The 22,473-nt window shown below is 71.9% G+C and carries 25 protein-coding genes; 18 read left to right on the plus strand and 7 right to left on the minus strand.

Translation table 11 applies throughout. The features are described from left to right. Positions 1 to 248 precede the first annotated feature (248 nt). The 4 genes from ACLQ29_RS29360 (at position 249) to ACLQ29_RS29375 (ending at position 1,895) form a co-directional block, all read left to right on the plus strand. Complete coding sequence (locus ACLQ29_RS29360) at positions 249 to 407, plus strand: hypothetical protein (protein ID WP_425774655.1); 159 nt, start codon at positions 249 to 251, stop codon at positions 405 to 407. A 53-nt stretch (positions 408 to 460) separates the two neighbouring features. Further along, positions 461 to 1,033 (plus strand): GNAT family N-acetyltransferase, encoded by a 573-nt coding sequence (locus tag ACLQ29_RS29365; RefSeq protein WP_425774656.1) that lies wholly within the window; start codon positions 461 to 463, stop codon positions 1,031 to 1,033. A 124-nt stretch (positions 1,034 to 1,157) separates the two neighbouring features. Next, a complete protein-coding gene (locus ACLQ29_RS29370; RefSeq protein WP_425774739.1) occupies positions 1,158 to 1,346 on the plus strand; it encodes a hypothetical protein in 189 nt (62 codons plus the stop codon). A 15-nt stretch (positions 1,347 to 1,361) separates the two neighbouring features. Next, positions 1,362 to 1,895 (plus strand): SUKH-4 family immunity protein, encoded by a 534-nt coding sequence (locus ACLQ29_RS29375; RefSeq protein ID WP_425774657.1) that lies wholly within the window; start codon positions 1,362 to 1,364, stop codon positions 1,893 to 1,895. A 48-nt stretch (positions 1,896 to 1,943) separates the two neighbouring features. Here the strand turns inward: ACLQ29_RS29375 and ACLQ29_RS29380 are convergent, their stop codons facing one another. Continuing rightward, on the minus strand, positions 1,944 to 2,735 hold the full coding sequence (locus ACLQ29_RS29380; RefSeq protein ID WP_425774658.1) for a hypothetical protein: 792 nt from the start codon (positions 2,733 to 2,735) through the stop codon (positions 1,944 to 1,946). A gap of 255 nt (positions 2,736 to 2,990) precedes the next feature. Continuing rightward, positions 2,991 to 3,578, minus strand: coding sequence for a TetR/AcrR family transcriptional regulator (locus ACLQ29_RS29385; RefSeq protein ID WP_425774659.1), 588 nt, complete (start codon positions 3,576 to 3,578; stop codon positions 2,991 to 2,993). A gap of 83 nt (positions 3,579 to 3,661) precedes the next feature. On the opposite strand from ACLQ29_RS29385, the gene ACLQ29_RS29390 reads away from it, so the two are divergent. After that, positions 3,662 to 4,078: a nuclear transport factor 2 family protein gene (locus tag ACLQ29_RS29390; protein WP_425774660.1), complete on the plus strand. Its 417-nt coding sequence runs from the start codon at positions 3,662 to 3,664 to the stop codon at positions 4,076 to 4,078. After that, positions 4,075 to 4,278 (plus strand): heavy-metal-associated domain-containing protein, encoded by a 204-nt coding sequence (locus ACLQ29_RS29395; RefSeq protein ID WP_425760964.1) that lies wholly within the window; start codon positions 4,075 to 4,077, stop codon positions 4,276 to 4,278. Before ACLQ29_RS29390 ends, ACLQ29_RS29395 begins: the two co-directional genes overlap by 4 nt. Here ACLQ29_RS29395 and ACLQ29_RS29400 read toward each other — a convergent pair. Beyond that, a complete protein-coding gene (locus ACLQ29_RS29400) occupies positions 4,263 to 4,703 on the minus strand; it encodes a hypothetical protein (RefSeq protein ID WP_425774661.1) in 441 nt (146 codons plus the stop codon). The two genes, ACLQ29_RS29395 and ACLQ29_RS29400, sit on opposite strands and share 16 nt — an antisense overlap. A gap of 67 nt (positions 4,704 to 4,770) precedes the next feature. Here ACLQ29_RS29400 and ACLQ29_RS29405 point away from each other — a divergent pair, with 67 nt between their 5' ends. Further along, positions 4,771 to 5,151 carry a DUF664 domain-containing protein gene (locus ACLQ29_RS29405; RefSeq protein WP_425774662.1) on the plus strand — a complete coding sequence of 127 codons (381 nt, stop codon included), beginning with the start codon at positions 4,771 to 4,773 and terminating at the stop codon, positions 5,149 to 5,151. Then, positions 5,034 to 5,321 (plus strand): DUF664 domain-containing protein, encoded by a 288-nt coding sequence (locus ACLQ29_RS29410; protein ID WP_425774734.1) that lies wholly within the window; start codon positions 5,034 to 5,036, stop codon positions 5,319 to 5,321. The genes ACLQ29_RS29405 and ACLQ29_RS29410 overlap by 118 nt, the downstream gene beginning before the upstream one ends. A 1,164-nt stretch (positions 5,322 to 6,485) precedes the next feature. Here ACLQ29_RS29410 and ACLQ29_RS29415 read toward each other — a convergent pair. Further along, positions 6,486 to 7,226 carry an SDR family NAD(P)-dependent oxidoreductase gene (locus ACLQ29_RS29415; protein WP_425774663.1) on the minus strand — a complete coding sequence of 247 codons (741 nt, stop codon included), beginning with the start codon at positions 7,224 to 7,226 and terminating at the stop codon, positions 6,486 to 6,488. 189 nt (positions 7,227 to 7,415) lie between these two features. Between ACLQ29_RS29415 and ACLQ29_RS29420 the strand changes: the two genes are divergently transcribed. Further along, positions 7,416 to 7,874: a GNAT family N-acetyltransferase gene (locus tag ACLQ29_RS29420; RefSeq protein ID WP_425774664.1), complete on the plus strand. Its 459-nt coding sequence runs from the start codon at positions 7,416 to 7,418 to the stop codon at positions 7,872 to 7,874. A gap of 117 nt (positions 7,875 to 7,991) precedes the next feature. Further along, positions 7,992 to 9,134 (plus strand): polysaccharide pyruvyl transferase family protein, encoded by a 1,143-nt coding sequence (locus ACLQ29_RS29425; protein WP_425774665.1) that lies wholly within the window; start codon positions 7,992 to 7,994, stop codon positions 9,132 to 9,134. An 8-nt stretch (positions 9,135 to 9,142) separates the two neighbouring features. On the opposite strand, the gene ACLQ29_RS29430 is transcribed toward ACLQ29_RS29425, so the two are convergent. After that, positions 9,143 to 9,349, minus strand: a complete 207-nt coding sequence (locus ACLQ29_RS29430; RefSeq protein WP_393363954.1) for a hypothetical protein — start codon at positions 9,347 to 9,349, stop codon at positions 9,143 to 9,145. 83 nt (positions 9,350 to 9,432) lie between these two features. Between ACLQ29_RS29430 and ACLQ29_RS29435 the strand changes: the two genes are divergently transcribed. The 3 genes from ACLQ29_RS29435 to ACLQ29_RS29445 all read left to right on the plus strand — a co-directional run bounded on the left by ACLQ29_RS29435 (position 9,433) and on the right by ACLQ29_RS29445 (position 14,363). Continuing rightward, positions 9,433 to 9,951, plus strand: a complete 519-nt coding sequence (locus ACLQ29_RS29435; RefSeq protein WP_425774666.1) for a DinB family protein — start codon at positions 9,433 to 9,435, stop codon at positions 9,949 to 9,951. Between the two features lie 150 nt (positions 9,952 to 10,101). Next, complete coding sequence (locus ACLQ29_RS29440; protein ID WP_425774667.1) at positions 10,102 to 13,443, plus strand: SNF2-related protein; 3,342 nt, start codon at positions 10,102 to 10,104, stop codon at positions 13,441 to 13,443. Further along, positions 13,440 to 14,363 (plus strand): SWIM zinc finger family protein, encoded by a 924-nt coding sequence (locus ACLQ29_RS29445; RefSeq protein WP_425774668.1) that lies wholly within the window; start codon positions 13,440 to 13,442, stop codon positions 14,361 to 14,363. Before ACLQ29_RS29440 ends, ACLQ29_RS29445 begins: the two co-directional genes overlap by 4 nt. Positions 14,364 to 14,367: 4 nt before the next feature. Here ACLQ29_RS29445 and ACLQ29_RS29450 read toward each other — a convergent pair whose 3' ends face one another. After that, on the minus strand, positions 14,368 to 14,625 hold the full coding sequence (locus ACLQ29_RS29450) for a DUF3040 domain-containing protein (protein WP_355028062.1): 258 nt from the start codon (positions 14,623 to 14,625) through the stop codon (positions 14,368 to 14,370). 431 nt (positions 14,626 to 15,056) lie between these two features. Between ACLQ29_RS29450 and ACLQ29_RS29455 the strand changes: the two genes are divergently transcribed. From ACLQ29_RS29455 to ACLQ29_RS29475, 5 genes are read left to right on the plus strand one after another with little or no spacing between them, the layout of a single operon-like run. Further along, complete coding sequence (locus tag ACLQ29_RS29455) at positions 15,057 to 17,162, plus strand: DUF1800 domain-containing protein (protein ID WP_425774669.1); 2,106 nt, start codon at positions 15,057 to 15,059, stop codon at positions 17,160 to 17,162. 8 nt (positions 17,163 to 17,170) lie between these two features. Continuing rightward, positions 17,171 to 18,553 carry a DUF1501 domain-containing protein gene (locus ACLQ29_RS29460; RefSeq protein ID WP_425774670.1) on the plus strand — a complete coding sequence of 461 codons (1,383 nt, stop codon included), beginning with the start codon at positions 17,171 to 17,173 and terminating at the stop codon, positions 18,551 to 18,553. Further along, the gene (locus ACLQ29_RS29465; RefSeq protein WP_425774671.1) at positions 18,550 to 19,968 is read left to right on the plus strand and encodes a ferredoxin reductase family protein; all 1,419 of its coding nucleotides are present in this window, start codon (positions 18,550 to 18,552) and stop codon (positions 19,966 to 19,968) included. The genes ACLQ29_RS29460 and ACLQ29_RS29465 overlap by 4 nt, the downstream gene beginning before the upstream one ends. Positions 19,969 to 19,980: 12 nt before the next feature. Further along, positions 19,981 to 20,580: an FMN-binding protein gene (locus ACLQ29_RS29470; protein ID WP_425774672.1), complete on the plus strand. Its 600-nt coding sequence runs from the start codon at positions 19,981 to 19,983 to the stop codon at positions 20,578 to 20,580. Between the two features lie 49 nt (positions 20,581 to 20,629). Next, positions 20,630 to 21,352 carry an FAD:protein FMN transferase gene (locus tag ACLQ29_RS29475; protein WP_425774735.1) on the plus strand — a complete coding sequence of 241 codons (723 nt, stop codon included), beginning with the start codon at positions 20,630 to 20,632 and terminating at the stop codon, positions 21,350 to 21,352. Between the two features lie 420 nt (positions 21,353 to 21,772). Here the strand turns inward: ACLQ29_RS29475 and ACLQ29_RS29480 are convergent, their stop codons facing one another. Continuing rightward, the gene (locus tag ACLQ29_RS29480; protein WP_393363929.1) at positions 21,773 to 22,444 is read right to left on the minus strand and encodes a bifunctional DNA primase/polymerase; all 672 of its coding nucleotides are present in this window, start codon (positions 22,442 to 22,444) and stop codon (positions 21,773 to 21,775) included. Between the last annotated feature and the right edge of the window lie 29 nt (positions 22,445 to 22,473).

Genomic DNA, 22,473 nt, shown 5'->3' on the forward strand with positions numbered 1-22,473 from the left:
GTCTCAGTTGTCGTCTCAGTCGGCCTTCCAGAGCAATCCGGCGACCTGACCAGCAATGCCCTTGATGAGTTGCGGGGCCAGGGCCTGTCCTGCCGATCCTGACCGGTGGGCAGGGCGATATGGGTGGGGTGTTCGTCATGATCGAGGACGCTGTTCCGTCCCGCGAAGCCCTGTAGGCGCTCACGCACACCGAGCGAGCCGCCCTCGCCGACGACGTGGCCGGGTAGAGCGTCATCAAGGGGTTGCGGGTGGCGGCGACGGACGGGCCCTTCGCCGCCGGGACCGGCACGGTGGTCAGCGGCAGCATGCCGGCGCTGACCATGGCGATGGCCGGCTGCGCCCTGTACTGCGACGACCTCACCGGCACTGGCGTGTTCGCCCTGCGGGAATGCTGCGCTACCACCTGACGGCCGCCGGCCCTGGGCAGCGGGCGGCCCGGCCCGCCACTACGGTGCGGAGGATGGACAGTTCCCATCCGCTGGTGGCCGGCATTGTGCACCAGGCACCCGGCTCGACCGTACGGTTGCGCCCGGTGGCCGAGGACGATCTGGCGATGTTGCGCCGGTTCGCGGTCGAACCCGGGCTGATCGGGCTCGACTGGGCCGGCTTCCGGGACGCGGCCGCGCCGGCCCGCCGCTTCGCCGAGGACGGCTATCTCGGCGAGCGGACTGGCGGCCTGGTCGTGCAGGTCGAGTCGGCGGCGGATGCCGGGGCGGGCTACCTCAGCTATCTCCAGGGCCAGTACGGTGGGCGGGCGCCCTACTGGGAGATCGGCATCGTGCTGCTGCCCGAGTGGCGCGGCCAGGGCATCGGCTGGCGGGCCCAGGCGCTGCTCTGCGACTACCTGTTCAGCCACACCCCGGCGCAGCGCATTCAGGCCAGCACCCATGCCGAGAACGCCGCCGAGCAGCGGTCGCTGGAGAAGGCCGGCTTCCAACTGGAGGGGGTCGTGCGGGCCTGCGAGTTCCGGGCCGGCGCCTGGCGCGACGGGTGGCTCTACAGCCGGCTGCGCGACGACCCGTCACCGCTGTGACCGAATGGCTCGGCGTCCCCCCGGGTGGGGTCGAGCCTGCGGAAGATGTCTGCGGCAGCAACCCGTGTCATGGCGGCTGAACCTGTCCAGCCGGGCTGGGCGTGCCCTTTCGATCTTGTAGTGGTTGGTCGTTGACGATGTGCCGGTGGTGCGTCTTGGTGAACTGACTGACGAGGCGTGGGCGGTGATTGCGCCGCTGCTTGCGGAGCCGGGCGGTGACGGCAACGAGGTCTACGAGAGCCGTCTGTCGAGCGTGCCGATTGCCTGTCGCATCGCGTCAAGGTTGGCATGGGGCGCTTGGAAGCTGGCCTGAACTACCCTCATCGGCGTGCCCGTTGATGATCATCCGTTGCCTCCCGCCTTCGAAGCGGTCACGGCCTGGGCCGGCACCGGGCGAGTGGTGCGTGCTGCCGAGCGGGACGTGGCGATGTGGCGGCTTCCCGAGCCGCAGAAGGCCGCGCTGATCTCCTGTGGTGTACCGCTGATCGATGACCTCGTCGGTGCGGTGTCATTCCACCCGGAGCCGACGATGTACCGGTTGGCGAACTCCGACGACCCGCGCTGGGTGTACGGTGCCGCGCCGGGGACCGGTGAGGTGCAGATGTGGTCGCCGGACGGCAGCGCCGGGTTCGTCAACTCCACGATCATCCACTGGCTGTGTTCGCTGCACCTGGTGGGTAGCTGGCTGACCAGCTCAACCGTCATCGACCGCTGGGACGAAGACGAACAGGCCGAAGAGCAGGCGCTCGCGGAGATCGCCGACCTGCTGGAACGCGTCAGGGACCTTGACCCGCCCGCGTTCGGGGACGGCGACCATACAACTCACTTCTGGCCCGGAGTCCTCGACAGGTGGCTCTACTGATCGGTGCGGACATCGTCTTCCCCCGCTGTCCGCGCGGGTTGTCGCAGATCAGTTGGCGGACGGGTGTCGCGCATCAGTCGACGGAGGACAGCCGCCTGCGTCCTTCCGACCGTCCCGGTCGGGCAACTCGGCGAGAAGCCGTTGGTACTCGTCCTGGCTGCCGATCGCGACCCGGTGTTCCGGGTGACAGACGTAGTGCCGGATCGCAGCGGCGAGAAACCCGGCGTCGATGTTGTCGGTGTGCAGGGACGTCCGGCTCCACGGAAGACCGCGTCGCCGCACCAGCTGGGGTTCCGCGATCGCCATCCGGAGCCGCGAGGGGCGGTCGACACCTGGCGGGACCTGAGCGGCCGGTAGGGCCTCCCACGGCACAGTGAGCGAGCCGAGAGCCCAACGCTGCCGTATCCCGTGAGGATGGAGCTGTACCCCGTAGCCCCGCCACGCCTCAACCAGCAACAGCGCTACCAGCACAAACCAGGGGATAGTGACAACCACGTCGAACGTCGACGCAATGCCTGCCCTGGTCGAACGCACCACTGCGCCGATGCTGGCCGATGCGGGCGCGAGGAAGCCCAGGGCAATGAACATCTTCCACGCCGGAGCGGGTGTGACGAAGGCGGGAATCTGCGGCTGCACCACGAAGTAGACCGGACGGATCCCCATGGCGATGAGCGCCAGGACCAGGACCGCCAAGGTAAGGAAGAGCAGCGGGAAGAACAGGCGCTGCCCCAAGGTAGGCACGAACCCGACGGCGGCGACGTTCACGCCCGCCACCAGTAGACCAAGCATCAAGACGACGTGCCGGTGACGCACCATGGCATCTGAAACCTTGCCGATCATGCCCGTGACCATACGAGCCGGCGGATCACCGGTTGCCCTCGTCGTCTCGTGACCCCGTGGATTCCGTTCGCTGTCCACCCCCGGGGCACTCCTCGGGCGGGGCGTAGGCGCGGATGGTGCCGTTGTGCCGCGCGACTTCTCCCTCAGCGGTGAGGGCGACGAGGCGCTTACAGACGGGGCACCGGCCCCGCTGGTGCTGCGTCACGGTGCCTCCCCAGGTAGGCCGTTGCGCGTCACACTAGCGCCCGCCCACGATCATCCGCTGGGTCGCAATAGCTTGATCAGGACGGTACGTAGCGCGTTGGGGGCCTCGGCCCGGGACATCCGGCCGGCGTCGACCTCCTCGCCCACGGTGTGGCCGATCCTGATGGCGATCGCGGTGAGCCACCCGGCCGGGAGTCCACTGTCGAACTCTCCGCTCGCCTGTCCGCGCCGGATCACTCGGTTGATCCGATCGGCGACCGGCGCGTGGCGTTCCTCGTCGACCTGCGGACTTGCCGGCAGTGACGCGATCTGCTGGATCAGGACCGGATAGCGTCCGGCGGTCTGTGCGCCGGCTTCGAGGACGCGGAACAGCGCGTCCGTGGCGGATCCGTTGTCCGGCTCGGCGGCGTCCATCGCGGCGACGGCCTCGTCGGTGATCCGCCCGACGACGGCCGCCATCAGGTGCTCGCGAGAAGAAAAGTGGGCGTAGACGGTCTGTCGGGTGACGCCGGCCGCGCCGGCGATGGCGTCGAGGCTGGCGTCCGGCTGCGCGTCGAGCATGCGGATCGCCGCGTCGAGGATCGCACTGCTGTTGCGCCGGGCATCGGCGCGTCGCTTGTGGTCCGGTGAACCACTCATCTTTTACACCTTGCCAAAGTTTTCGGAGATCGATATTTTACAAGCCGTAAAGGTTCGCCGGTTCACGAGCTGACGGTGGCGACATGGGCGGTCTCGATGGCATCAGCCCGAAGGAGTTCATCGCGAACTTCTTCACCTCTTTCATGAGCGAGCTGGTTCGCGGCGACGAGGACCCGGCGACGGTCGTGGACCGCTATCACACGCCCGACATTGTGCAGGTCGCCGACGGGCACCTGATGGACCGCGCCAAGCTCATCGCGCACACCCGCCCGGCCCGCAAGCACCAGACCGGCGCCCGGTGGGAGGTGCACGAGGCGATCGCGGACGGGGACCGGATCGCCGCCCGCTACACCCTGCACTTCCAGACCTCCAAGCGGGAGGGCAGTGTGGACGTCTACTTCTTCGGGCAGTTCGCTGCCGACGGGCGGATGCGCCGGGCGCACATGCTCACCCGTCCCATCCCCGTCCGGACCAGCGACCCGGGGCAGTTGCCGGCATGACCGTCAGCAGCTATCGCGTGATCGGTATGGCCTGCGGGCACTGTGCGGGCTTCGTCACCGAGCAGATCGAACGGATTCCCGGTGTCACCGCCGTGTCGGTGGACGTCGAATCCGACACCGCCACGGTGACGAGCGTCCGACCTCTCGACATCGCCGAAGTGCGGGCCGCAGTCGAGGAAGCCGGTTACGAACTGCCCTGACGTCCGCCCGGGGTCTCGTCCCGGGCGACGAGCGCGAAGTGATGCGCGGACTCGACGGCTGCGTCCAGATGGAGGCTGGTGACGGGCGATTCCGCCAGCGGTGGGGTGTCACGGTGAACCGCGAAGCGGGTCCGCACCAGCGTGTCGTCCGGGCCCGCCTCGTCGATGTCCACCAACTCGGGCGGCGTGCCTGGTCGACCGCTGCCCGAGGCGGTCCAGCGGTACCGCAACTCCAACTCGTCGTCCCCTGTGCAATTCCAGCTCAACTGGCTCACCGAAGCGCCACCAGCGGCGTTGGCCCACGCGCTCCAGCCGGTGCCGTCACTGCGGAGGCACACCCAGCTCGACTCCAACGCCCCGTAGTCATACGGGCCGCTGTCCCACAGCCCGACGAGGATCTCGTCCGGCGTCGCCCGTGGCCTCACACCGGGAATCCTAGAGGCATCCACGTGGGATGGACCGGCCTCGCTCGGCTCGTTAGCCTCGACCACCATGACCAACGCGGACGAGCACGGTCACCCCGAGCCGCCGATCGCGGGCGACGAGACCGCCACCCTGTTGGGCTCCCTGGACCGCCAGCGCGCGACTCTCGCCTGGAAGACAGGTGGGCTCGACGCCGACGGTCTCCGGGCGACGCTCGGCCCGTCGTCGATCACCCTGGGTGGGCTGCTCAAGCACCTGGCCCTCGTCGAGGACCTCTACTTCTCGCTGAAGCTGGCCGGGCGCTCACCCGGACCACCCTGGGAGACTGTCGACTGGGCCGCGAACCCGGCTGGGAATGGCACTCCGCCGCCGAGGACACCCCGGAGCAGCTCTACACACTCTGGCGGGAGGCGGTGGCCCGTTCCCGCGCCACCGTCGCCGACCTGCTGACCGACGCCGGGCCGGAGCAGTTGGCTCGCGGCGAGTGGCCGGACGGCCGCGTGCCGAGCCTGCGCCGGGTCCTCGTCGACCTCATCGAGGAGTACGCCCGGCACGTCGGTCACGCCGACCTGATCCGGGAGTCGGTGGACGGGCTCACCGGCGAGGATCCGCCCCGCTGAGGGTGCGGACGGTGTCACCTCAGGGTGGCGTGCAGCCGATCTAGGGCGTGTGTCAAAGCCCCTGGCCGGCCTGCGGCGGGCCCAGACGACGACCGGCCGCGTTGGAGATTGGTCCGGATACAACACCGGTATCCGGACCAATCTCCGCCTTGCCGGACCGCCGCCTGGACTCCGCCTCGGCTCGACCGAGGACTTTGACACACGCCCTAGTTCTCCTGGGGTGCCGATGGCCGTGCGGTGCTCGGGGTGCTCCACGTACCGCCGAATCGTGTTGGCGAGGAGCCCCGGGTCCACGTGCAGCCGTCCGGCCGCCAGCGGATACGGGTAGGGCGGCGTGCCCGGCACCGTGGGCAACCGCAGCAGGGGGATGCTCGCGGCCTTCCGGGGCGGACGAGGCGGACCCCCCGGGGCCAGGCGATCCCAGGGTAGGAAGGTTCGCCGGAGAAAGCCCTGTGCGGTGATGCCGTCGCGGTCCAGGGTGAGGAGTGGCCGGTTCAGCAGCAGGGTGAGCGCGATGCCGCCTAGGACGACGGCCGGGACAGCGATGGCCAGCGCCAGCATCCCCGTTGTCTGGACGAGTTGTGCGCGATCCTCGCCGGCAATCCGTTCGGTCTGCACGAAGGCCGCCGCGAACCAGCCAAGGAGCATCGACGAGGTGCCCATCCACCGCGGGCTCGCCGGCGCGACGAAGCGGTTTCGTTCCGCGTCCACCTGCCAGGTCGCGGGCCCCCGGTTGCTCCTGGTCAACAGGCGGTAGCCGACCCACGGCACCAGGAGCGTGCCGGACAGGACGACCACCCAGGTCAGGAAGGCGACGCCATTCGGATCGATCCGCCAGGTCAGGGGCTTGAACCACAACTCGGCGCAGACCCGCAGGGCGAACGCTGCCACGGCGAAGGGCCAGACCAGCAGGCGCGCCGCGTGAAGGGGCATGGTCGGCACCGTAGGCGGTCCGGTCAAGCGCCTCACCCGCCGGATCGGCGCGCCCGCCTGACCCGCCGATCATCGAGCCACAGCGCGATCCGTTGGCGGCCCGCGTACGACATGGCAGGGGCCGCCAGTGCCGGTAGGTCCGGGCCCCCTCGCCCAGGAGAAACGCCTCCCATCCGAAGAATGGTTGAGGCCGGGCGGCGCCCGAGTGCCCGGGGGCGCCGCCCGGCATCCTCAGCTCGTGAAGCCGCCGTCCACATTGATCACCGCACCGGTCACGTACCCGGCCTCGGGGCTGGCCAGGTGCGCGACGGTGGCGGCGATGTCGGCGGGGCGAGCGTAGCGGCCGAGGGCGGTGAAGCCGCTGATGGCCGCCGCGTTCGGTCCGTCCGCCGGGTTGGCGTCCGTGTCCGTCGGGCCGGGGTTCACCAGGTTGACGGTGATGCCCCGGGGGCCCAGCTCGCGGGCCAGGCCCCGGGTCAACCCGACCAGGGCGGTCTTGCTCATCGAGTAGAGGGCCAACCCGGGGAAGACGGCCCGTTCACCGACGTTGCTGCCGATGCTGATGATCCGTCCGCCCTCGCCCAGGTGCCGCAGCGCGGCCTGCACGGCGACGTACGGTGCCCGGATGTTCACCGCGATCGTCTGCTCCACCTCGGCCGTGCCCAGTTCGTCCACGGCGCCGACCAGGAAGACCGCCGCGTTGTTCACCAGGATGTCCAGCCGACCCAGGTCGGCGGCCGCCCGGTCGACCGCGCCCCGCACGGCGCCCGGGTCGGCGCCGTCGGCCTGGACGGCCAGCGCCCGCCGGCCCAGCGCCTCGATCTGCCGCACCACTGTGGCGGCCCGCTCCGCGTCCTGTCGGTAGGTGAGCGCCACGTCGGCCCCGTCCTGCGCCAGGCGCAGGGCGATGCCGGCCCCGATGCCGCGGGAGCCGCCGGTCACCAGGGCGACCTTGTCGTTGAGTGTCGTCATGCCAACGATCATGTGGCCGTGCCGACCTCCCGGTCTGGCGGCAATCGGACCCCTCGTTCCCACCTCCAGGTCCGAAACCCGCGCGTGCTCGCCCACCGGTGAACCCGGTGGCGTAACCGGGTCGGATCTGCTGCACTCTGCACCGTCGACGACGGAGGGGAGGATTCGGTGGAGTTGACGCTGACACCGATGACGGAGCAGGACCTGACCCGGCTACTGGTGCCGCTCGAGGAGGAGTACGCCGAGGACCTGGTCGTGCACCGGGGGTTGACCCCGGAGGCGGCCCTCGAACGGTCGGTCAGCCAGATCCAGGGGTCGCTGCCGGCGGGCGCGACGACCGAGCGGACGCTGCTGCGGCTGGGCCGGGTCGACGACGCCGAGATCGGTTGGATCTGGGTGACCCTGCCGACGCCGGACGCCCCGAGGCACGCCTGGATCCAGAACATCGAGGTGCAGCCCGCGCACCGGGGACGCGGCTACGCACGTCGGATGATCCAGCTCATCGAGGTCGAACTCGCCCAGCTCAAGGTGCCGGAGCTGGGCCTGAACGTCTTCGGTACGAACGCCGCCGCGATCGGGCTCTACCGGAGTCTGGGCTTCGAGGTGACCTCGCAGCAGATGGCGAAGCGGATCGCCCCGGCGGGCTGAGCGGATCGCCCCGGCGGGCTGAAGCGGACGTCGCCGGCCCAGGACGGTCCCCCCGGCAGGACTGTTCACCTGCCCAGCGGGGAAACGGCGCGGACCGCACCTGGGGAGGAGCGACGGATGACGCACGGCGCCGGACTGACAATCGGTGTGCTGGGCTCGTACGGTGGGCGAAACCTCGGCGACGAGGCGATCCTCACCGGCCTGCTCACCGATCTGCGCACGCAGGAACCAAACGCCCGGATCATCGTGTTCTCCCGTAACCCCGAGCACACGCGGGCCGCCCACCCGGACGTCGAGGCGGTGCCCTGGGAGGGCGTCAGCCGCACCGACTCCGCCCTGGTGCTGGCCCAGCTCGACCTGCTCATCCTGGGCGGCGGCGGGATCCTCTACGACCGGGAGGCCCGCCGCTACCTGCGGGTGGTCCGGGTCGCCCAGGAGCGCGGCCTGCCCCTGATCACGTACGCCGTGGGGGTCGGGCCGCTCAGCGACGGGGTGGACACCGGCATGGTCCGGGAGACGCTCTCCGGCGCGACCCAGGTGACCGTCCGCGACCAGGAGTCCCGGATGGTGCTGGAGGAGGCGGGTCTGCTCAATCCGATCACGGTCACCGCCGACCCGGCGTTCCTCCTGCAACCCGAGGACTTCCCGGCCCACCTGCTCGCCGAGGAGGGCGTGCCGGTCGGTAAGCGGCTGGTCGGGATCAGCGTGCGGGAGCCGGGGCGGGCCGCCGAGCGGCTCGACGTGGACGGCTACCACCGGCTGCTGGCCCAGATCGGCGACTTCCTGGTGCACCGGATCGACGCGTACGTGCTGTTCGTGCCGATGGAACGCGACGACATCCGGCACGCCCACGGGGTGCTCTCCCACATGGTCGCCGCCGATCACGGACGGATCCTGCACGGCACCTACACGCCGCAGCAGGTGCTCGGGCTGATGCGCCACTTCGACCTGGCCGTCGGCATGCGACTGCACTTCCTGATCTTCGCGGCGATGGTCGGCACACCGTTCCTGCCCCTGCCGTACGCCGGCAAGGTCTTCGACCTGGCCCAGCGGCTCGGTGTGCCGGCGCTCCGGGGCGTGGAACGGGAGGTCGAGGGGCCGCTGCTGGCCGAGGTCGACCGGCTGTGGGACGAGCGGGAGCAACGCGCGGAGGCCACCGCGCGACGGGTGGCGGAGGTGTGCGAGCAGGCGCGGGGCACCTCGGAGGTGACCCGCGGCGTGTTGGAGGGCCTCCGCAGCCAGGCTCTCACCCGGGTCTGAGTGGGCGCTCACACCGCGGGGCCGGTCCACCGGTAGCGCCACTCGTCGGCCTCGTCGTGGGCGGTCTCCAGCTCGTAGATCTGTGCCTGCGCCAGCCCACCCGAGCCGAGGTGGTGGTGGGTCAGCGGCGGACGGCCGTTGCTGTCCAGTTCGACGGTGATGGTCTGCCCGTCCGCCGCGCCGCCGACGAGAAGGATTCGCACGGATGAAGCCATGCGCCCATCCTGCCCGTCGTGCCGCCCGCGCGCAGGGGATAGCGGGGCAGCGGGGCGACCCGACCCGTGACTAGGGTCGGCGGATGGAGCAGACGATCGATCCGACGCTCGGCCCGGTGCTCGCGCGTACCGGCGACGAGCGCGCCGTACTGGACTCGTTTCTCGACTTCCACCGGGGCGTGTTGCTGCGCAAACTGCGCGGTCTCTCCGATGCCGACGCGGGCCGACGGCTGGTGCCCTCGGCGACCACGCTCGCCGGGTTGGTCAAGCACCTGACCCTTGTCGAGCGGAACTGGTTCCCGACCCTGCTGGCCCCCGAGCCCGGCGACGTCTACCGCACCTCCGAGGAGGACGCGGTGGCGAGCTTCACTCTCGGTGACCAGGACACCGTCGCCGGGCTCACCGAGGCGTACGAGCGGGCCTGCGCACGGTCGCGGGCGATCGCCGCCCGCTTCGACCTCGACCACGTGGTGCCGCACCCGCAGCTCGGTGAGGTGTCGCTGCGCTGGATCCTGGTGCACCTGATCGAGGAGACGGCCCGCCACGTCGGTCACGCCGACATCCTGCGCGAACTGACCGACGGCGAGTCCGGCGCGATCTGAGCCACCGCCCCGCGATCTTGCACTTTCTGTCGCGGCATAAGGGGCACACAGCACATATCCTCGACAGAAAGTGCAAGATCGCACGACGGGTGCGCCGGGGCCGCGCCGGGGCCGCCTATCCTGGGCCCGGGCGGCGACGAGGGGGAGCAGGTGCTGGTCATCCACGGGCTGTGGAAGCCCGGCGACGGCTCGACCGGCGGTCTCGCCGTCTGGGCCGAGGACAGCGCCGCGCCACAGGCGCCGACCCGATCCGGCCGGCCGCCCCGGGAACGCCCGCACCCCTTCGCCGCCGGGCACGCCGACCTGGCCGCCGTCCTCGGCGACGCCGCCGAGCCGACCCAGCCCGGCACCGCGCTGCTCACCCTGCCCACCCGGGCTGGCGCGCCGACCGACTCGCCCGAGCTGATCCGGACCGCCGTCGCACCCCCGGCCCGCGGCCGGCTCACCCTGGCCGGGTGGCGGGTCCCCGTGCTGGTGTACGCCCCAGACGACGCGCTCGCACTACTCCGCGCCCTGGACGACCTCCCGGCGGCGCCCGGGTCAACCCTGCGCCACCTCGCCGAACTTGCCGACTTCGCGGCCGACCTGGTCACCCGGGGCCGGGTGCTCCCCGGCGTCGCCCCGACGGCGGCGAGCGCCAAGCTGGCGAGCGCCACCGCGGGGGCCGTCCCGCCGGCAAGCCGAGCGGCGGCAAACAGGACGCCGGGCGGCACCGCGCGGGTGGGGACGCCGGCGAGCACCGCGCCGATGGGCAGGACGCCGGCGGTGAGCGCGGCGGCGGTCAATGGCACTGCCGTCGGGGCTTCGTCGGGCGGTTCCGCGCAGGTGTCGGCGCGTGCGGTCTGGCGACCGCTGTTGACCGGTACCGACGCCGCCTGGGCACGATCGCTGGCGTTGGCCCTGCCGCCGGCAGCCCGAGCCGCCCTGGACCCCGCCCTGTCCAACCCGGCCGGCGTCGGGGCCGTGGCCACCGATTCGGGCGGGAGTGAGCTGACCGCGGCCGAGGTGGTCGCGGATGCGCTCGACGCGCTCACCGACGCCGCCGCGCGCGCCGCTCTGGCGACCACCACCCTGGCCCGGGGACTGCGGCCGGGCGGCCCGGCACCGGCCTGGTTGGCGGCGCTCGCCGGCCCGCAGCGGGACTTCACGGTCGATCCCTCGGCGTTGACCACGCTGCGCGACGAGTTGGACGCCTGGCAGCGGGACGCCGCCGGCGGCCCGGTGCGGGCCAGTTTCCGGCTGGTGGAGCCCGCTCCGGACGAGGTCACCGAACCGATCCTGGCCACCCGACCGGCACCGGCCGACATCGTGCCGGTCGAGTCGGTCGGTGGCGGGCGTTGGCGGCTGGAGTTCGGGTTGCAGGCGGCGGACGAACCCGGCCTGCACGTCGACGCCGGGGAGGTCTGGCGGGCGCCGCAGACCCTCGGCGGCCTGGCCGGCCGGACGACAAGCCCGCAGGAGACACTGCTCGCGGAGCTGGGCCGGGCCAGCCGGCTCTGGCCGGACCTGGACGCCGCGCTGCGCACCGCCGCCCCCGAGGCGATGGACCTCGACGTGGAGGGGGCGCACCGGTTCCTCAGCGAGGGTGCCCCGGTGCTGCACGCGGCCGGGTTCGGGGTGCTGTTGCCGTCCTGGTGGCAGCGCCCGTCGGCGCGGCTCGGCGCCCGGCTGCGGGCGCGCAGCCGCACCGCGCCCGGCACGGTCGGTGGCACCGAGGCGGGTGTCGGTCTGGACGCCCTGGTCGACTACCGCTGGGAGGTCGCCCTCGGTGAGCATCCGCTGTCCGCCGAGGAGTTGGCCGCGTTGGCCGAGATGAAGACCCCGCTGGTGCGGCTGCGCGGCCGGTGGGTCGAGTTGGACCCGGGGCGGCTCGCCGCCGGTCTGCGTCTGCTCCGCTCGACGGGCGAGCTGAGCGTCGCCGACCTGCTTCGCCTCGGGCTGGCCGACGGCGAGGCCACCGGGGAGCTGCCGGTGCTGGAGGTGAGCGCCGACGGGGCGCTTGGCGACCTGCTCGCCGGGGCGGTCGAGCGCCGGCTCACCCCGCTGGACCCGCCGCCGGGTTTCCAGGGAACGCTGCGGCCGTACCAACAGCGCGGCCTGGCCTGGCTGGCGTTCCTGCGCTCGCTCGGCCTGGGTGGCGTGCTCGCCGACGACATGGGGCTGGGCAAGACCGTGCAGTTGCTCGCACTGCTCGCCGGGGATCCGCCGGAGGCCGGGCCGACGCTGCTGGTCTGTCCGATGTCGCTGGTCGGCAACTGGCAGCGGGAGGCGGCACGGTTCACCCCGGGGCTGCGGGTGCACGTACACCATGGGGCGGAGCGGGCGCGGGGGGCGGAGTTCACCGCGGCCGCGCACGGCGCGGACCTGGTCCTGACCACCTACTCGGTGGCGGCCCGCGATGCCGTCGACCTGGCCGGCATCGACTGGCACCGGGTGGTGGTGGACGAGGCGCAGGCGATCAAGAACGCGTCGACCCGGCAGGCCGAGGCGGTCCGCGCGTTGCCCGCCCGGCAGCGGGTGGCGGTGACCGGTACGCCTGTGGAGAACCGCCTCGCCGACCTGTGGTCGATCATGCAGTTCGCCAACCCGGGGCTGCTCGGGCCGGCGGCGACGTTCCGCAAGCGGTTCGCCGAGCCGATCGAACGGCACGGCGACGCCGAGGCCGCCGAGCGGCTGCGCCGGATCACCGGGCCGTTCGTGTTGCGCCGACTCAAGACCGACTCGTCGATCATCTCGGATCTGCCGGAGAAGCTCGAGATGGAGGTGGTCTGCAACCTGACCGCCGAGCAGGCCGCCCTGTACCGGGTGGTGGTCGACGACATGCTGGCCCGCATCGAGACGAGCGACGGCATCGAGCGACGCGGCCTGGTGCTGGCCACCATGACCCGGCTCAAGCAGGTCTGCAACCACCCGGCCCAACTGCTGCGCGACGGCTCGCCGCTGGAGGGCCGCTCCGGCAAGCTGGCCCGGCTGACCGAGATCATGGAGGAGGTGTTGGCGGCGGGGGAGCGGGCGCTGCTGTTCACCCAGTACGCCGAGTTCGGCGCGATGCTGCGCGGTCACCTGTCGGCGCGGTTCGGCCGCGAGGTGCTGTTCCTGCACGGGGGGCTCGGCAAGGCCGAACGGGACGCCATGGTGCAGCGCTTCCAGTCCGCGGACGGCCCGCCGCTGTTCGTCCTCTCCCTCAAGGCCGGCGGCACCGGGCTCACCCTGACCGCCGCCAACCACGTGGTGCACGTGGACCGGTGGTGGAACCCGGCGGTGGAGGACCAGGCCACCGACCGGGCGTTCCGGATCGGGCAGCGTCGACGGGTGCAGGTCCGCAAGTTCGTCTGCGCCGGCACCGTGGAGGAGAAGGTGGCCGCGATGATCGCGGACAAGCGCAACCTCGCCGAGCGGGTGGTCGGCACCGGCGAGCAGTGGATCACCGAGCTGTCCACCGGCCAGTTGCGGGACCTGTTCGCCCTGGAGGCCGGGGCGGTGGTGGAGTGAGCGAGCGGAGCGCCGGCGTGAGCGACTTCGCCGACTACGGGCGCCCCCGCCGGGTCGACGGGGGCCTGCGGGCGCGCAGCGCCCGGGGCGCGATCGGCCGCTCCTGGTGGTCGCGGCGTTTCCTGGAGGTGCTGGAGTCGTTCGCGCTCGGCACCCGGCTGACCCGTGGCCGGTCGTACGCGCGGGCCGGTCAGGTGCTCAGCCTCGACATCGCGCCCGGACGGGTCAGCGCGGTGGTGCAGGGCTCCCGGCCCCAGCCGTACCAGGTGTCGATCGGGCTGAGGCCGTTCCCGGCCGCGCTCTGGTCCCGCATCGAGGCGGAGCTGGCCGGCCAGGCGTTCTTCAGCGCCCGGCTGCTCGCCGGGGACCTCCCCGACGAGCTGGAGGAGCTGTTCGTCGCCGCTGGCGCGCCGCTCTTCCCGGCCGGCGTGGACGAGCTGACCCAGCGGTGCAACTGCCCCGACTTCGCGGTGCCGTGCAAGCACCTCGCGGCAGCGTTCTACCTGCTGGCCGAGGCGTTCGACGCGGACCCGTTCGAGCTGCTGCACTGGCGCGGCCGGTCCCGTGCGGAGTTGCTCGACGAACTGCGCGCCCGGCGGGTCGAGGCCACCGGAGCCGCCCTGCCACCGGCGCCGACCGGTCCACCATCCGAACCGGACGGTCCGGAGTCGACAGTGGACCTCCCGGCGCCCGTCGGCGCGGCCCGTGCGTTGGCCGGGTTGTCGGCGACCCCGCTCGCCGAAACCGCGGACCGGTTCTGGATGCCACCGGTGCCGCTGCCCGACCGGCCACCGCGACTGGCGACCGGTCCCGACCTCCTGCTGCGCCAGCTCGGCGCGCCAGCGCCGGCCATCGGCGGGCCGGGACTGCTCGAACGGTTGCGCCGCGCGTACCGGGCGTTCGGCCCGGCCGACCGGTGAGCCGTCACGTCCACCGGCGGCGGAACCGCCACATGATCGCGGCGTTGGCCACCAGCACCACCGCGCAGATCGCGCCGGTCAACCGACCGGCGAACACGGCTATCGCCGGCAGCGACGCCCACAGCACGATCGTCAACAACATCAGGTAACGGCCCCTGCGGGCCCGAGCCCGGTGGTCCAACCGGGCGAAGAAGGCCGGGTCACTCTCCCGGAGCTGACGGGTGATCTGGTCGAACCTGCGCTGATCCTCTTTGCTGAGCATGGCGCTGCCTTCCCCTCACGCGTTCAGCGGTTCGGCGGCATACCCGCTGCTGCGGCGGCTCACGCTCGCCCGCTGCTGCTACTTTTCCGCCACGTGAGGTCACCTCATGTCCGGCTTACCCAAACCTTAAGTTTGCCTGTGGTGGTGAACGGAGTGGAACGTGCCGCGTGTGGCGGCGCGGTCCGGTCTGTGCCCGGCTGCCGCGCGTACGCCCTGCTGGGAAGGTCCGCGCGCGCCCGCAGCCCGACGCCCGCCCGCGGTATCGCACTGAGCGCTGTCTTAAGTGCCCTCGCAAGGGTGTCCGGCCCACCTTGAAGGCACCTGAGCGCTTGGTTACCTTGCCGTAGCAACCCCCTCAGGCAACAGTCGCCGCACCTGCCGCACCTGCCCGGTCGCAGCTTCCGGCGCTCATCAGAAATCGGGATTGGTACATGGCCGACCAGAATGTGCCACCACGTCGACCGCGGGACGACCGCGGTTGGGACGGACGCCAGCACCACACCGCGGACGGCTACGGCGACCCCAGCGCGTCCGCGCCCTACGGGTACGACTCGCCCCACCCCTACCAGGGCGGCTACCCCGCGCAGGCCGACCCGCGCGGGCAGTACGGCGACGGTTACGCCCACGCCGGACAGCCCGCCCCCGGCCCGCGCGGCCCACAGTGGGTCGGCCCGGAGGGTCTCGGTCGGCCGGCGCCGGCGCGACCGGCCGGTGCCGGACTGCCCGCCCTGGACGATGACGACAACTCGGGTGGCAAGGTCGGCCGGCGCAAGGCCATGGTCGCCCTCGGTGGCACCGCCGCCGTCGTCGCCGGTGGCGCGGCGCTCGCCATGACCCCGCAGATCCGTGGCCTCTTCGCCGACGAGACGGCGGCGGCTGCCGGCGACGCGACCGGCAGCACGGTGACCGACGGCACCGCGGCGCGGCCCAGCGGCCAGCAGCCCAGCACGGTGCGTACGTACACCGAGCAGAACGAGAGCTACATGGGCTCCCGGGCCGGCGAGGCGCTGAAGAAGAACGCGCCGACCACCGGACGGACCCTGTCCGGTCCCGCCGCCGCCGCTTCGGCGACGAAGGTGACAGTCAAGACGGTGCTGGCCAAGGACCCGATCCTGCACCTGGCCCGGCGCGCCACCTTCGGGCCGACGCCCGCGGTGATCGCCGACATCAAGAGCCAGGGCATCGACGCCTGGATCCGCGCCCAGTTGGAGCCGGACAAGCTCGAGCCGAGCAAAGCCGAGATGAAGCTCGCCGAGCTGCCCACCCTGAAGCTCGACCCCCAGCAGTTGCGCGCCCAGCGGGACCAGCTCAACGACCAGGGCGCCCAGCCGGAGCGCGAAATGGTCGACGCCACGATCGCCCGGCAGATCTGGTCCAAGCGCCAGCTGTTCGAGGTGATGGTCGACTTCTGGAACGACTTCCTGCACGTCGCCGCCGACTTCGACGGCGGCGAGCCCTACCGCAACTCGTTCGACCAGGACGTCGTGCGCAAGTACGCGCTGAGCAGCTACCCGGAGATGCTTGTCGCCGCGAACAAGCACCCCGCGCTGCTGATCTACCTGAACCAGAAGGACTCCCGCAAGGACGCGATCAACGAGAACCTCGCCCGGGAGAACCTCGAGCTCTACTCGGTCGGCGTCGACGGTGGTTACGGGGAGCAGGACGTCCGGCAGGCGGCGATGCTGCAGACCGGCCGCGGGATCGACAGGGACGGCAAGTACGTCTTCAAGCCCGAGCAGCACTACGTCGGCAAGGTGAAGATCCTCGGCTTCACCCACGCCAACGACTCCGCCGACGCGAAGAAGGCCGACGCGGCGATCGACGCGTACATCGCCTACATCGCGCTGCACCCGTCGACGGCGAAGTACGTCGCGCAGAGCCTGGCGACCCGGTTCGTCTCGGACACCCCGCCGAAGTCCCTGGTGGACCGGCTGGCCAAGACGTACACGACGAACAACGGCCTGATCAAGCCGGTGCTGATAGCGCTGTTCAGCTCCTCCGAGTTCTGGGCCGGCGTGGGCCAGAAGGTGCGCCGGCCGATGGAGTACCTGGTCGCCACGTACCGCACCCTGGGTGTCGCGCCGGACGCCTCGCCGAAGCACAACAACGGCGACAACAAGCGCACCCCGTACGCCCGGGGTCTGCGGCAGATCCACGACAAGCTGCGCGAGCTGGGCCACTATCCGATGGGTCAGCCCACCCCGGACGGCTACCCGGATGTCTACGTCGCCTGGACGTCGGCCGGCACCATGGTCAACGGCTGGAACGAGGCGGGCGAGGTCATCGCCGGCTACCGCACCGCCTTCACGTACACGGCCCCGGAAAAGCTCATCGCCGCGCCGCCGGCCACCGCCGGGGCGTACGTGGACGCGCTCTCCCAGCGGCTGGTGGGTCAGAAGCTGAGCGCGCGGGAGAAGAATTTGATCCTCGGTGTGGCCGGTGTGCCGGCGACTGCCAAGGTCGACGCCACGTTCAACGGGGCCATCACCGCCGTCGCGCGGGCGATCCTCGCTTCCCCCCAGCACCACCTCCGGTGAGGCACCCGATGGAGAAGACTGTGTACAACTCTTTCCCCCTGCACCCCGAATGCCCCGACGTGCGACGGCTGGCCGACAACCCGGCCGAGGCGTTGCTGCGCGCGGAGGCCGACATCGTCGCCGCCGAGAGCGCCGCCGAGCGGGACCGCTACCGCACCCTGGAGAACCTGGAGGAGGCGCAGCAGGACGGTCGTGGCGTCACCCGCCGGACCTTCGTCGTGGGTGCCGCGGCCACCGCCACCGCCCTGGCCACCGCCCAGTTCGTCACCACGTCGGCGTCGTTCGCGGCGACCCCGACCGGCACCCTGATCCACGTCTTCCTCTACGGCGGCCTGGACGGGCTGAGCCTCGTCGCGCCGGACAACGACGCCGTGCTCGCCAAGGCCCGCCCCGACCTGCTGCTCGGCAACGACTCGCTGGCCCTGGACCGCGGCTTCAAGCTGACCAGCGCGTTCAAGCCGTTGGAGAAGTGGCTCACGGCCGGTCAACTGGGCTTCGTACCGGGCACCTCGGACCCGCGGCTGTCGCGCAGCCACTTCCAGGCCGCGGACGCCTGCAACCTGGGTGGCCTGCCCAACGAGACCGGCGGCCGGGGCTGGCTCGACGGTCTCGTCGACCACCTGGGCAAGGGCACCGCGTTCCGCAGCGTCGGCATCGGCAGCACGCTGCCCCGCTCGCTTGTGGGCACCAACGGCGCGCTGTCGCTGAACAACGTGGGGTCGCTGCGGCTCAACGGCGACCAGAAGTACCGGGCCGCCACCGAGGCGGCCATCAAGGGGCTCTTCACCGGGATCAACCACCCGGTGGAGGAGGCCGTGCAGGAGGGCATGGGCGCGCTGGCCACCGCCCAGCAGTTGGCCGCCAAGCCGTACGAGCCCGTCGAGGGCGTCAAGTACGAGGGCGTCGGCAACGCCTTCAAGCAGCTCGCTCAGCTCATCAAGGGCGGCGCGAACGTCCGGGTCGCCACCGTCGGAATGGGCGGTTACGACACCCACGAGAACCAGGGCACCGCCCCGGGCGGCCAACTGCACCGCCGGTTGAACGAGCTGGCCAGCGCGATGGCGGCCTTCTTCACCGACCTCGGCCCGCAGTCCGCCGACGTGACGATCATGGTGTCCAGCGAGTTCGGTCGCCGGGTCGGCTCCAACACCGGCGGCACCGACCACGGGCACGGTGGGGTGGTCACGATCCTCTCCGGCAAGAAGCTGGCCGGTTCGCTGCTCGGCACCTGGAACGGCCTGGACAAGCTGGACTCCGGTGACGTGCCGGAGAACAACAACATGTTCAACGTGTACGGCGCGGTGGCCCAGGGCCGGTTCGGGCTCACCAACGCGGAGGTCGAGAAGGTCTTCCCCCGCCAGAAGTACGCCCCGATGAAGCTGTACGCGTGACGTACCCGCACACCCACGCCGCCGGCCGTCGTACCGGGACCTCGTCCCGGCACGGCGGCCGGTCGGCTGCGCCCGTACCCCCGCAGGTCCCGGACCGGCGCGGACCCGGCGGCCGGCGACTGCTGGCCCTGCTGCTCCTGGTCGGCCTGCTCGCCAGCGTGCTGCCGTGGTGGCTGGGCACCCCCGCCGGTTCGCTGCGCAGCACCGCGGCCACCATCACCGCGGCCGGCCGGATCGCCGGTCTGATCTCCGGTTACCTGCTGCTGGTGCAGGTGCTGATGATGAGCCGGCTGCCGGTGCTGGAGCGGTGGATCGGCGGCGAGCAGATCGCCCGCTGGCACCGCGACGTCGGCGCGACCCTGCTGGTCGCCGTGCTGGCGCACCTGTCGCTGATCCTCGTCGGCTACGCGGACCTGCGGAACCAGTCGATCCTCGCCGAGGTCGGCACGCTGCTCGGCGACTACGAGGACATGGTCTCGGCGTTCGTCGCCACCGGCATCATGATGCTTGTCGGGCTCAGCAGCATCCGGGCGATCCGCCGGGCGCTGCCCTACGAGCTGTGGCACCTGCTGCACCTGTCCACCTACGTGATCCTGCTGCTCGGCTTCGGCCACCAGTTCACCCACGGCGCGCAGCTGTACAAGCCCGGTCCGGTCCGCACCGGCTGGATCGCGCTCTACGTGCTGGTCGTCGCCGCCCTGCTCTGGGGTCGGGTACTCGCGCCGTTGGCGTTCAACCTGCGCTACCGGCTGCGGGTCGCCGACGTGGTCGCCGAGAACCCCGACACCATCTCCATCTATCTCACCGGCGAGCGGCTCGGCCGGCTGACGATGCTCGGCGGCCAGTACTTCCGCTGGCGCTTCCTCACCCGGGGCTGCTGGTGGCAGTCGCACCCGTTCTCCGTCTCCGCCGCCGCGAACGGTCGCTGGTTGCGGCTCACCGTCAAGGTCGTCGGCGCGCACACCGCGGACCTGCGCGACCTGACCCCGGGCACCCGGGTCTGGGCGGAGGGCCCCTCGGGCACCTTCACGGCCGCGCACCGGGTCCGCGAGCGGGCCCTGCTGATCGCGGGCGGCAGCGGCATCACGCCGATCCGGGCGATGCTGGAGGAGCTGCCGCCGGGCGCGGCCCTGATCTACCGGGCCCGTACGCCCGCCGACGTGCTGCTCAGCCGTGAGCTGGACTGGCTGGCGCAGGAGCGCGACACCTCGGTCTGGTACGTCATCGGCTCCCGCGACGACCCCGGCCCCCGCCAGCTGATGAGCCCGGACGGGTTACGGCAACTGGTGCCCGACGTGGCCCGGCGCGACGTCTACCTGTGTGGGCCACCCGGCCTGGTGGAGCAGTCGGTGCGCGCGCTGCGCCGCGCCGGCGTGCCCCGACGGCAGATCCACCTGGCCACGTTCGAGTTGTAGGAAGGCATCCCCATGCGTCGCGCGCTGCTCGCGATCACCGGCCTGGCCGCCAGCACCACCGCGCTCGTGGTGTTCAAAGGCTCGCCGGCCGCCACCCAGGTCGCCCAGAACCTGCCGACCGCCCAGCCGGTAAACCCCACCCCGCAGGATGTCGACCCGGGCGTCGACCCGGCCGCCGCACCGGTGGCCGGCGCGCCGAAGCCGTCGGTGGCGCCCAGCGCGCCGTCGTCGCCCAAACCCAGCAAGAGCACCGCCCGGCCGCCCGGCACCGCCCGCCCCACCACGAAGGCTCCTTCCGCGCCGCGGACCACCACAAAGGCGCCGCAGCCGACCACCCGGCGGGTGACCGGGCCGGGCGTGGACAACGAGTACGGCTTCGTGCAGGTGCAGATCGTCGTCTCCGGCAACCGGATCGTCGAGGCCGTCTCGCTGTCGCTGCCCAGCGGCGGCGAGTCCGACATCCACAGCGACGACGTCAGCGACAGGTACGACGGCACCGGCGGCGAGGTGGTGCAGAAGCAGAGCGCCAACGTCAACACCGTGTCCGGCGCCACCGAGACCAGCAACTCCTACAAGCAGTCGTTGCGGGGCGCGATCGAGGAGGCGTTCTGACGTGCCGGCCGCGATGATCCGACCCGGGCTGTGCCGGGTCGAGCAGATCATGGGTACGGCGATCACCCTGGATCTGGCCGACGACCTGCCGCCGGCGGCCCTGCACGAGTTGGCCGACGACGTCTTCGCCTGGATGCGCGAGGTGGACGCCCGGTTCAGCACGTACCAGCCGGACAGCGAGGTGTGCCGCTTCGACCGGGGTGAGGTGCTGCTCTCCGCGGCGTCCGCGGAGCTGCGGTTCGTGCTGGAGACCTGCGCCGACCTGTGGGGCGCCACCGACGGGTTCTTCGACGCGTACGCCACCGGGCGGCTCGACCCGTCCGGCTTCGTCAAGGGCTGGGCCGCCCAGGTCGCCTCCGATCGCCTGCTCGCCGCCGGCGCCCCGAACCACTGCGTGAACGCCGGTGGTGACCTGCGGGTGCGCGGATTGTCCCCGACCGGAGAACCGTGGCGGATCGGCATCCGACACCCGTGGGACGCCATGGCGACCTGCCTGGTGCTCGCCGGCACCGACCTGGCGGTGGCCACGTCCGGCGTCTACGAGCGCGGCCGGCACGTGCTCGACCCGCGCCGGGGCGCCCCGGCCAGTGGGTTGCGCTCGGTGACGGTTGTCGGCACGGACCTCGGGGTGGCCGACGCGTACGCCACCGCGGCCCTCGCCATGGGGGCCACCGGTCTCGGCTGGCTGAACGGCCTCGACGGCCACACCCACGCGGTGGTGACCGACGACGCCCGCCAGTACCACTCCGCGGGCCTCCCGTTGACCGACTAACCCCGTTACCCCGCGCCGCCCCTCGCCCCTCGCCCCCGCGATCTTGCAGTTTCTGTCTGTCATTCGTTCTGTTTTGCGGAGATTGCCGGGGCAGAAAGTGCAAGATCGCCGAGGTCGGGCGGCTGGGCCGGCTGGGCCGGCTCGGCCGGGGCCTTAGCGGACCGGGCGGTGGGTGCCGGCCGGGCGGGAGCCGGTGGGGCGTGGGCGGCCGGGGCGCGAGCCGGACGGTCGGGTGCCGGCCCACCTGTGGCGTGGGTGGCTGCGGCGCGGCGGTTCGGTGCCGTCGGGATGAGGCGCCCTGTCGTTCGTGGACATCGTTCCCCCGTTCGTGGCGCGCGTTCGCGCCGTCTCCCTGTCAACGAGGACCGGCGCCCCGGCGACGCTGTCGGGCACCTGATCGAATCGTCGGCCGGGCCCGTCTCATCTGCCTCGTCGGGGCAGTGGCAGGTGACCGGGGAGCAGGTCCGGGGCGAGGGTCACCCCGGCGGCGCGCAACGCTCCGATCAACGTGTTCTGCACGAGGTACGAATCCGGAAGTTGCCAGCGGGCCTGCTCGGGGGCGACCGCCCAGCGGACCGTGCCCTCCGGCAGCCTGGTGGGCGGCGCGGGCACCCACGAGCCCGGCCCGTGCCGGACCACGTGGAAACAGTGTTCCAACTCCGGCCGGAGCGGGTCGCCGGGGCGGACCAGGAACATCCACCGCCCGGTGGGGGTGACCAGCACCGGCCCGCGTACGCCGGTGCCGGCCGGGTGGATCCGCACCGCGTCGAGCACGTGCCGGCCCAGGTGGGCGGGCACCTCCAACACGTCGAAGGCCCGGCCGGTGGGCAGCAGCACCCCGTGTGGACGGTTGCGCCACCAGGTGGCCACCCGGGCCGGGTCGGCGCTGGCGGCCAACTCCCAGTTCTCCAGGGCGGGGTGACAACCCACCGTGGGACAGCCGGCCCGGCCGCAGACGAAGCGACTGCGGGCCAGGCAGGCCCCCGGCGTGACCTCCCACCCGTGTGTGGCGTAGCGCATGGCGACCCGGCGCAGCCGGACTCGTTCCAGCGGCGACAGTTCGGCGACGCGCGGTCCGACGTTCCCCCACATGTGTGCCATCTCCCCTCGTCGGGCCCGGC

The sequence above is a fragment of the Micromonospora sp. DT228 genome, assembly GCF_049841595.1.
GTDB lineage: Bacteria > Actinomycetota > Actinomycetes > Mycobacteriales > Micromonosporaceae > Micromonospora.

What these genes read in the sequence shown, in the direction of transcription:
- ACLQ29_RS29415 (WP_425774663.1), bottom strand. Translation starts at nt 7,226, where the DNA reads ATGACGACACTCAACGACAAGGTCGCCCTGGTGACCGGCGGCTCCCGC.
- ACLQ29_RS29385 (WP_425774659.1), bottom strand. Translation starts at nt 3,578, where the DNA reads ATGAGTGGTTCACCGGACCACAAGCGACGCGCCGATGCCCGGCGCAAC.
- ACLQ29_RS29420 (WP_425774664.1), top strand. Translation starts at nt 7,416, where the DNA reads ATGACGGAGCAGGACCTGACCCGGCTACTGGTGCCGCTCGAGGAGGAG.
- ACLQ29_RS29480 (WP_393363929.1), bottom strand. Translation starts at nt 22,444, where the DNA reads ATGTGGGGGAACGTCGGACCGCGCGTCGCCGAACTGTCGCCGCTGGAA.
- ACLQ29_RS29405 (WP_425774662.1), top strand. Translation starts at nt 4,771, where the DNA reads ATGACCAACGCGGACGAGCACGGTCACCCCGAGCCGCCGATCGCGGGC.
- ACLQ29_RS29390 (WP_425774660.1), top strand. Translation starts at nt 3,662, where the DNA reads ATGGGCGGTCTCGATGGCATCAGCCCGAAGGAGTTCATCGCGAACTTC.
- ACLQ29_RS29365 (WP_425774656.1), top strand. Translation starts at nt 461, where the DNA reads ATGGACAGTTCCCATCCGCTGGTGGCCGGCATTGTGCACCAGGCACCC.
- ACLQ29_RS29460 (WP_425774670.1), top strand. Translation starts at nt 17,171, where the DNA reads ATGGAGAAGACTGTGTACAACTCTTTCCCCCTGCACCCCGAATGCCCC.
- ACLQ29_RS29435 (WP_425774666.1), top strand. Translation starts at nt 9,433, where the DNA reads ATGGAGCAGACGATCGATCCGACGCTCGGCCCGGTGCTCGCGCGTACC.
- ACLQ29_RS29455 (WP_425774669.1), top strand. Translation starts at nt 15,057, where the DNA reads ATGGCCGACCAGAATGTGCCACCACGTCGACCGCGGGACGACCGCGGT.
- ACLQ29_RS29475 (WP_425774735.1), top strand. Translation starts at nt 20,630, where the DNA reads ATGGGTACGGCGATCACCCTGGATCTGGCCGACGACCTGCCGCCGGCG.
- ACLQ29_RS29430 (WP_393363954.1), bottom strand. Translation starts at nt 9,349, where the DNA reads ATGGCTTCATCCGTGCGAATCCTTCTCGTCGGCGGCGCGGCGGACGGG.
- ACLQ29_RS29380 (WP_425774658.1), bottom strand. Translation starts at nt 2,735, where the DNA reads ATGATCGGCAAGGTTTCAGATGCCATGGTGCGTCACCGGCACGTCGTC.
- ACLQ29_RS29395 (WP_425760964.1), top strand. Translation starts at nt 4,075, where the DNA reads ATGACCGTCAGCAGCTATCGCGTGATCGGTATGGCCTGCGGGCACTGT.
- ACLQ29_RS29450 (WP_355028062.1), bottom strand. Translation starts at nt 14,625, where the DNA reads ATGCTCAGCAAAGAGGATCAGCGCAGGTTCGACCAGATCACCCGTCAG.
- ACLQ29_RS29470 (WP_425774672.1), top strand. Translation starts at nt 19,981, where the DNA reads ATGCGTCGCGCGCTGCTCGCGATCACCGGCCTGGCCGCCAGCACCACC.
- ACLQ29_RS29425 (WP_425774665.1), top strand. Translation starts at nt 7,992, where the DNA reads ATGACGCACGGCGCCGGACTGACAATCGGTGTGCTGGGCTCGTACGGT.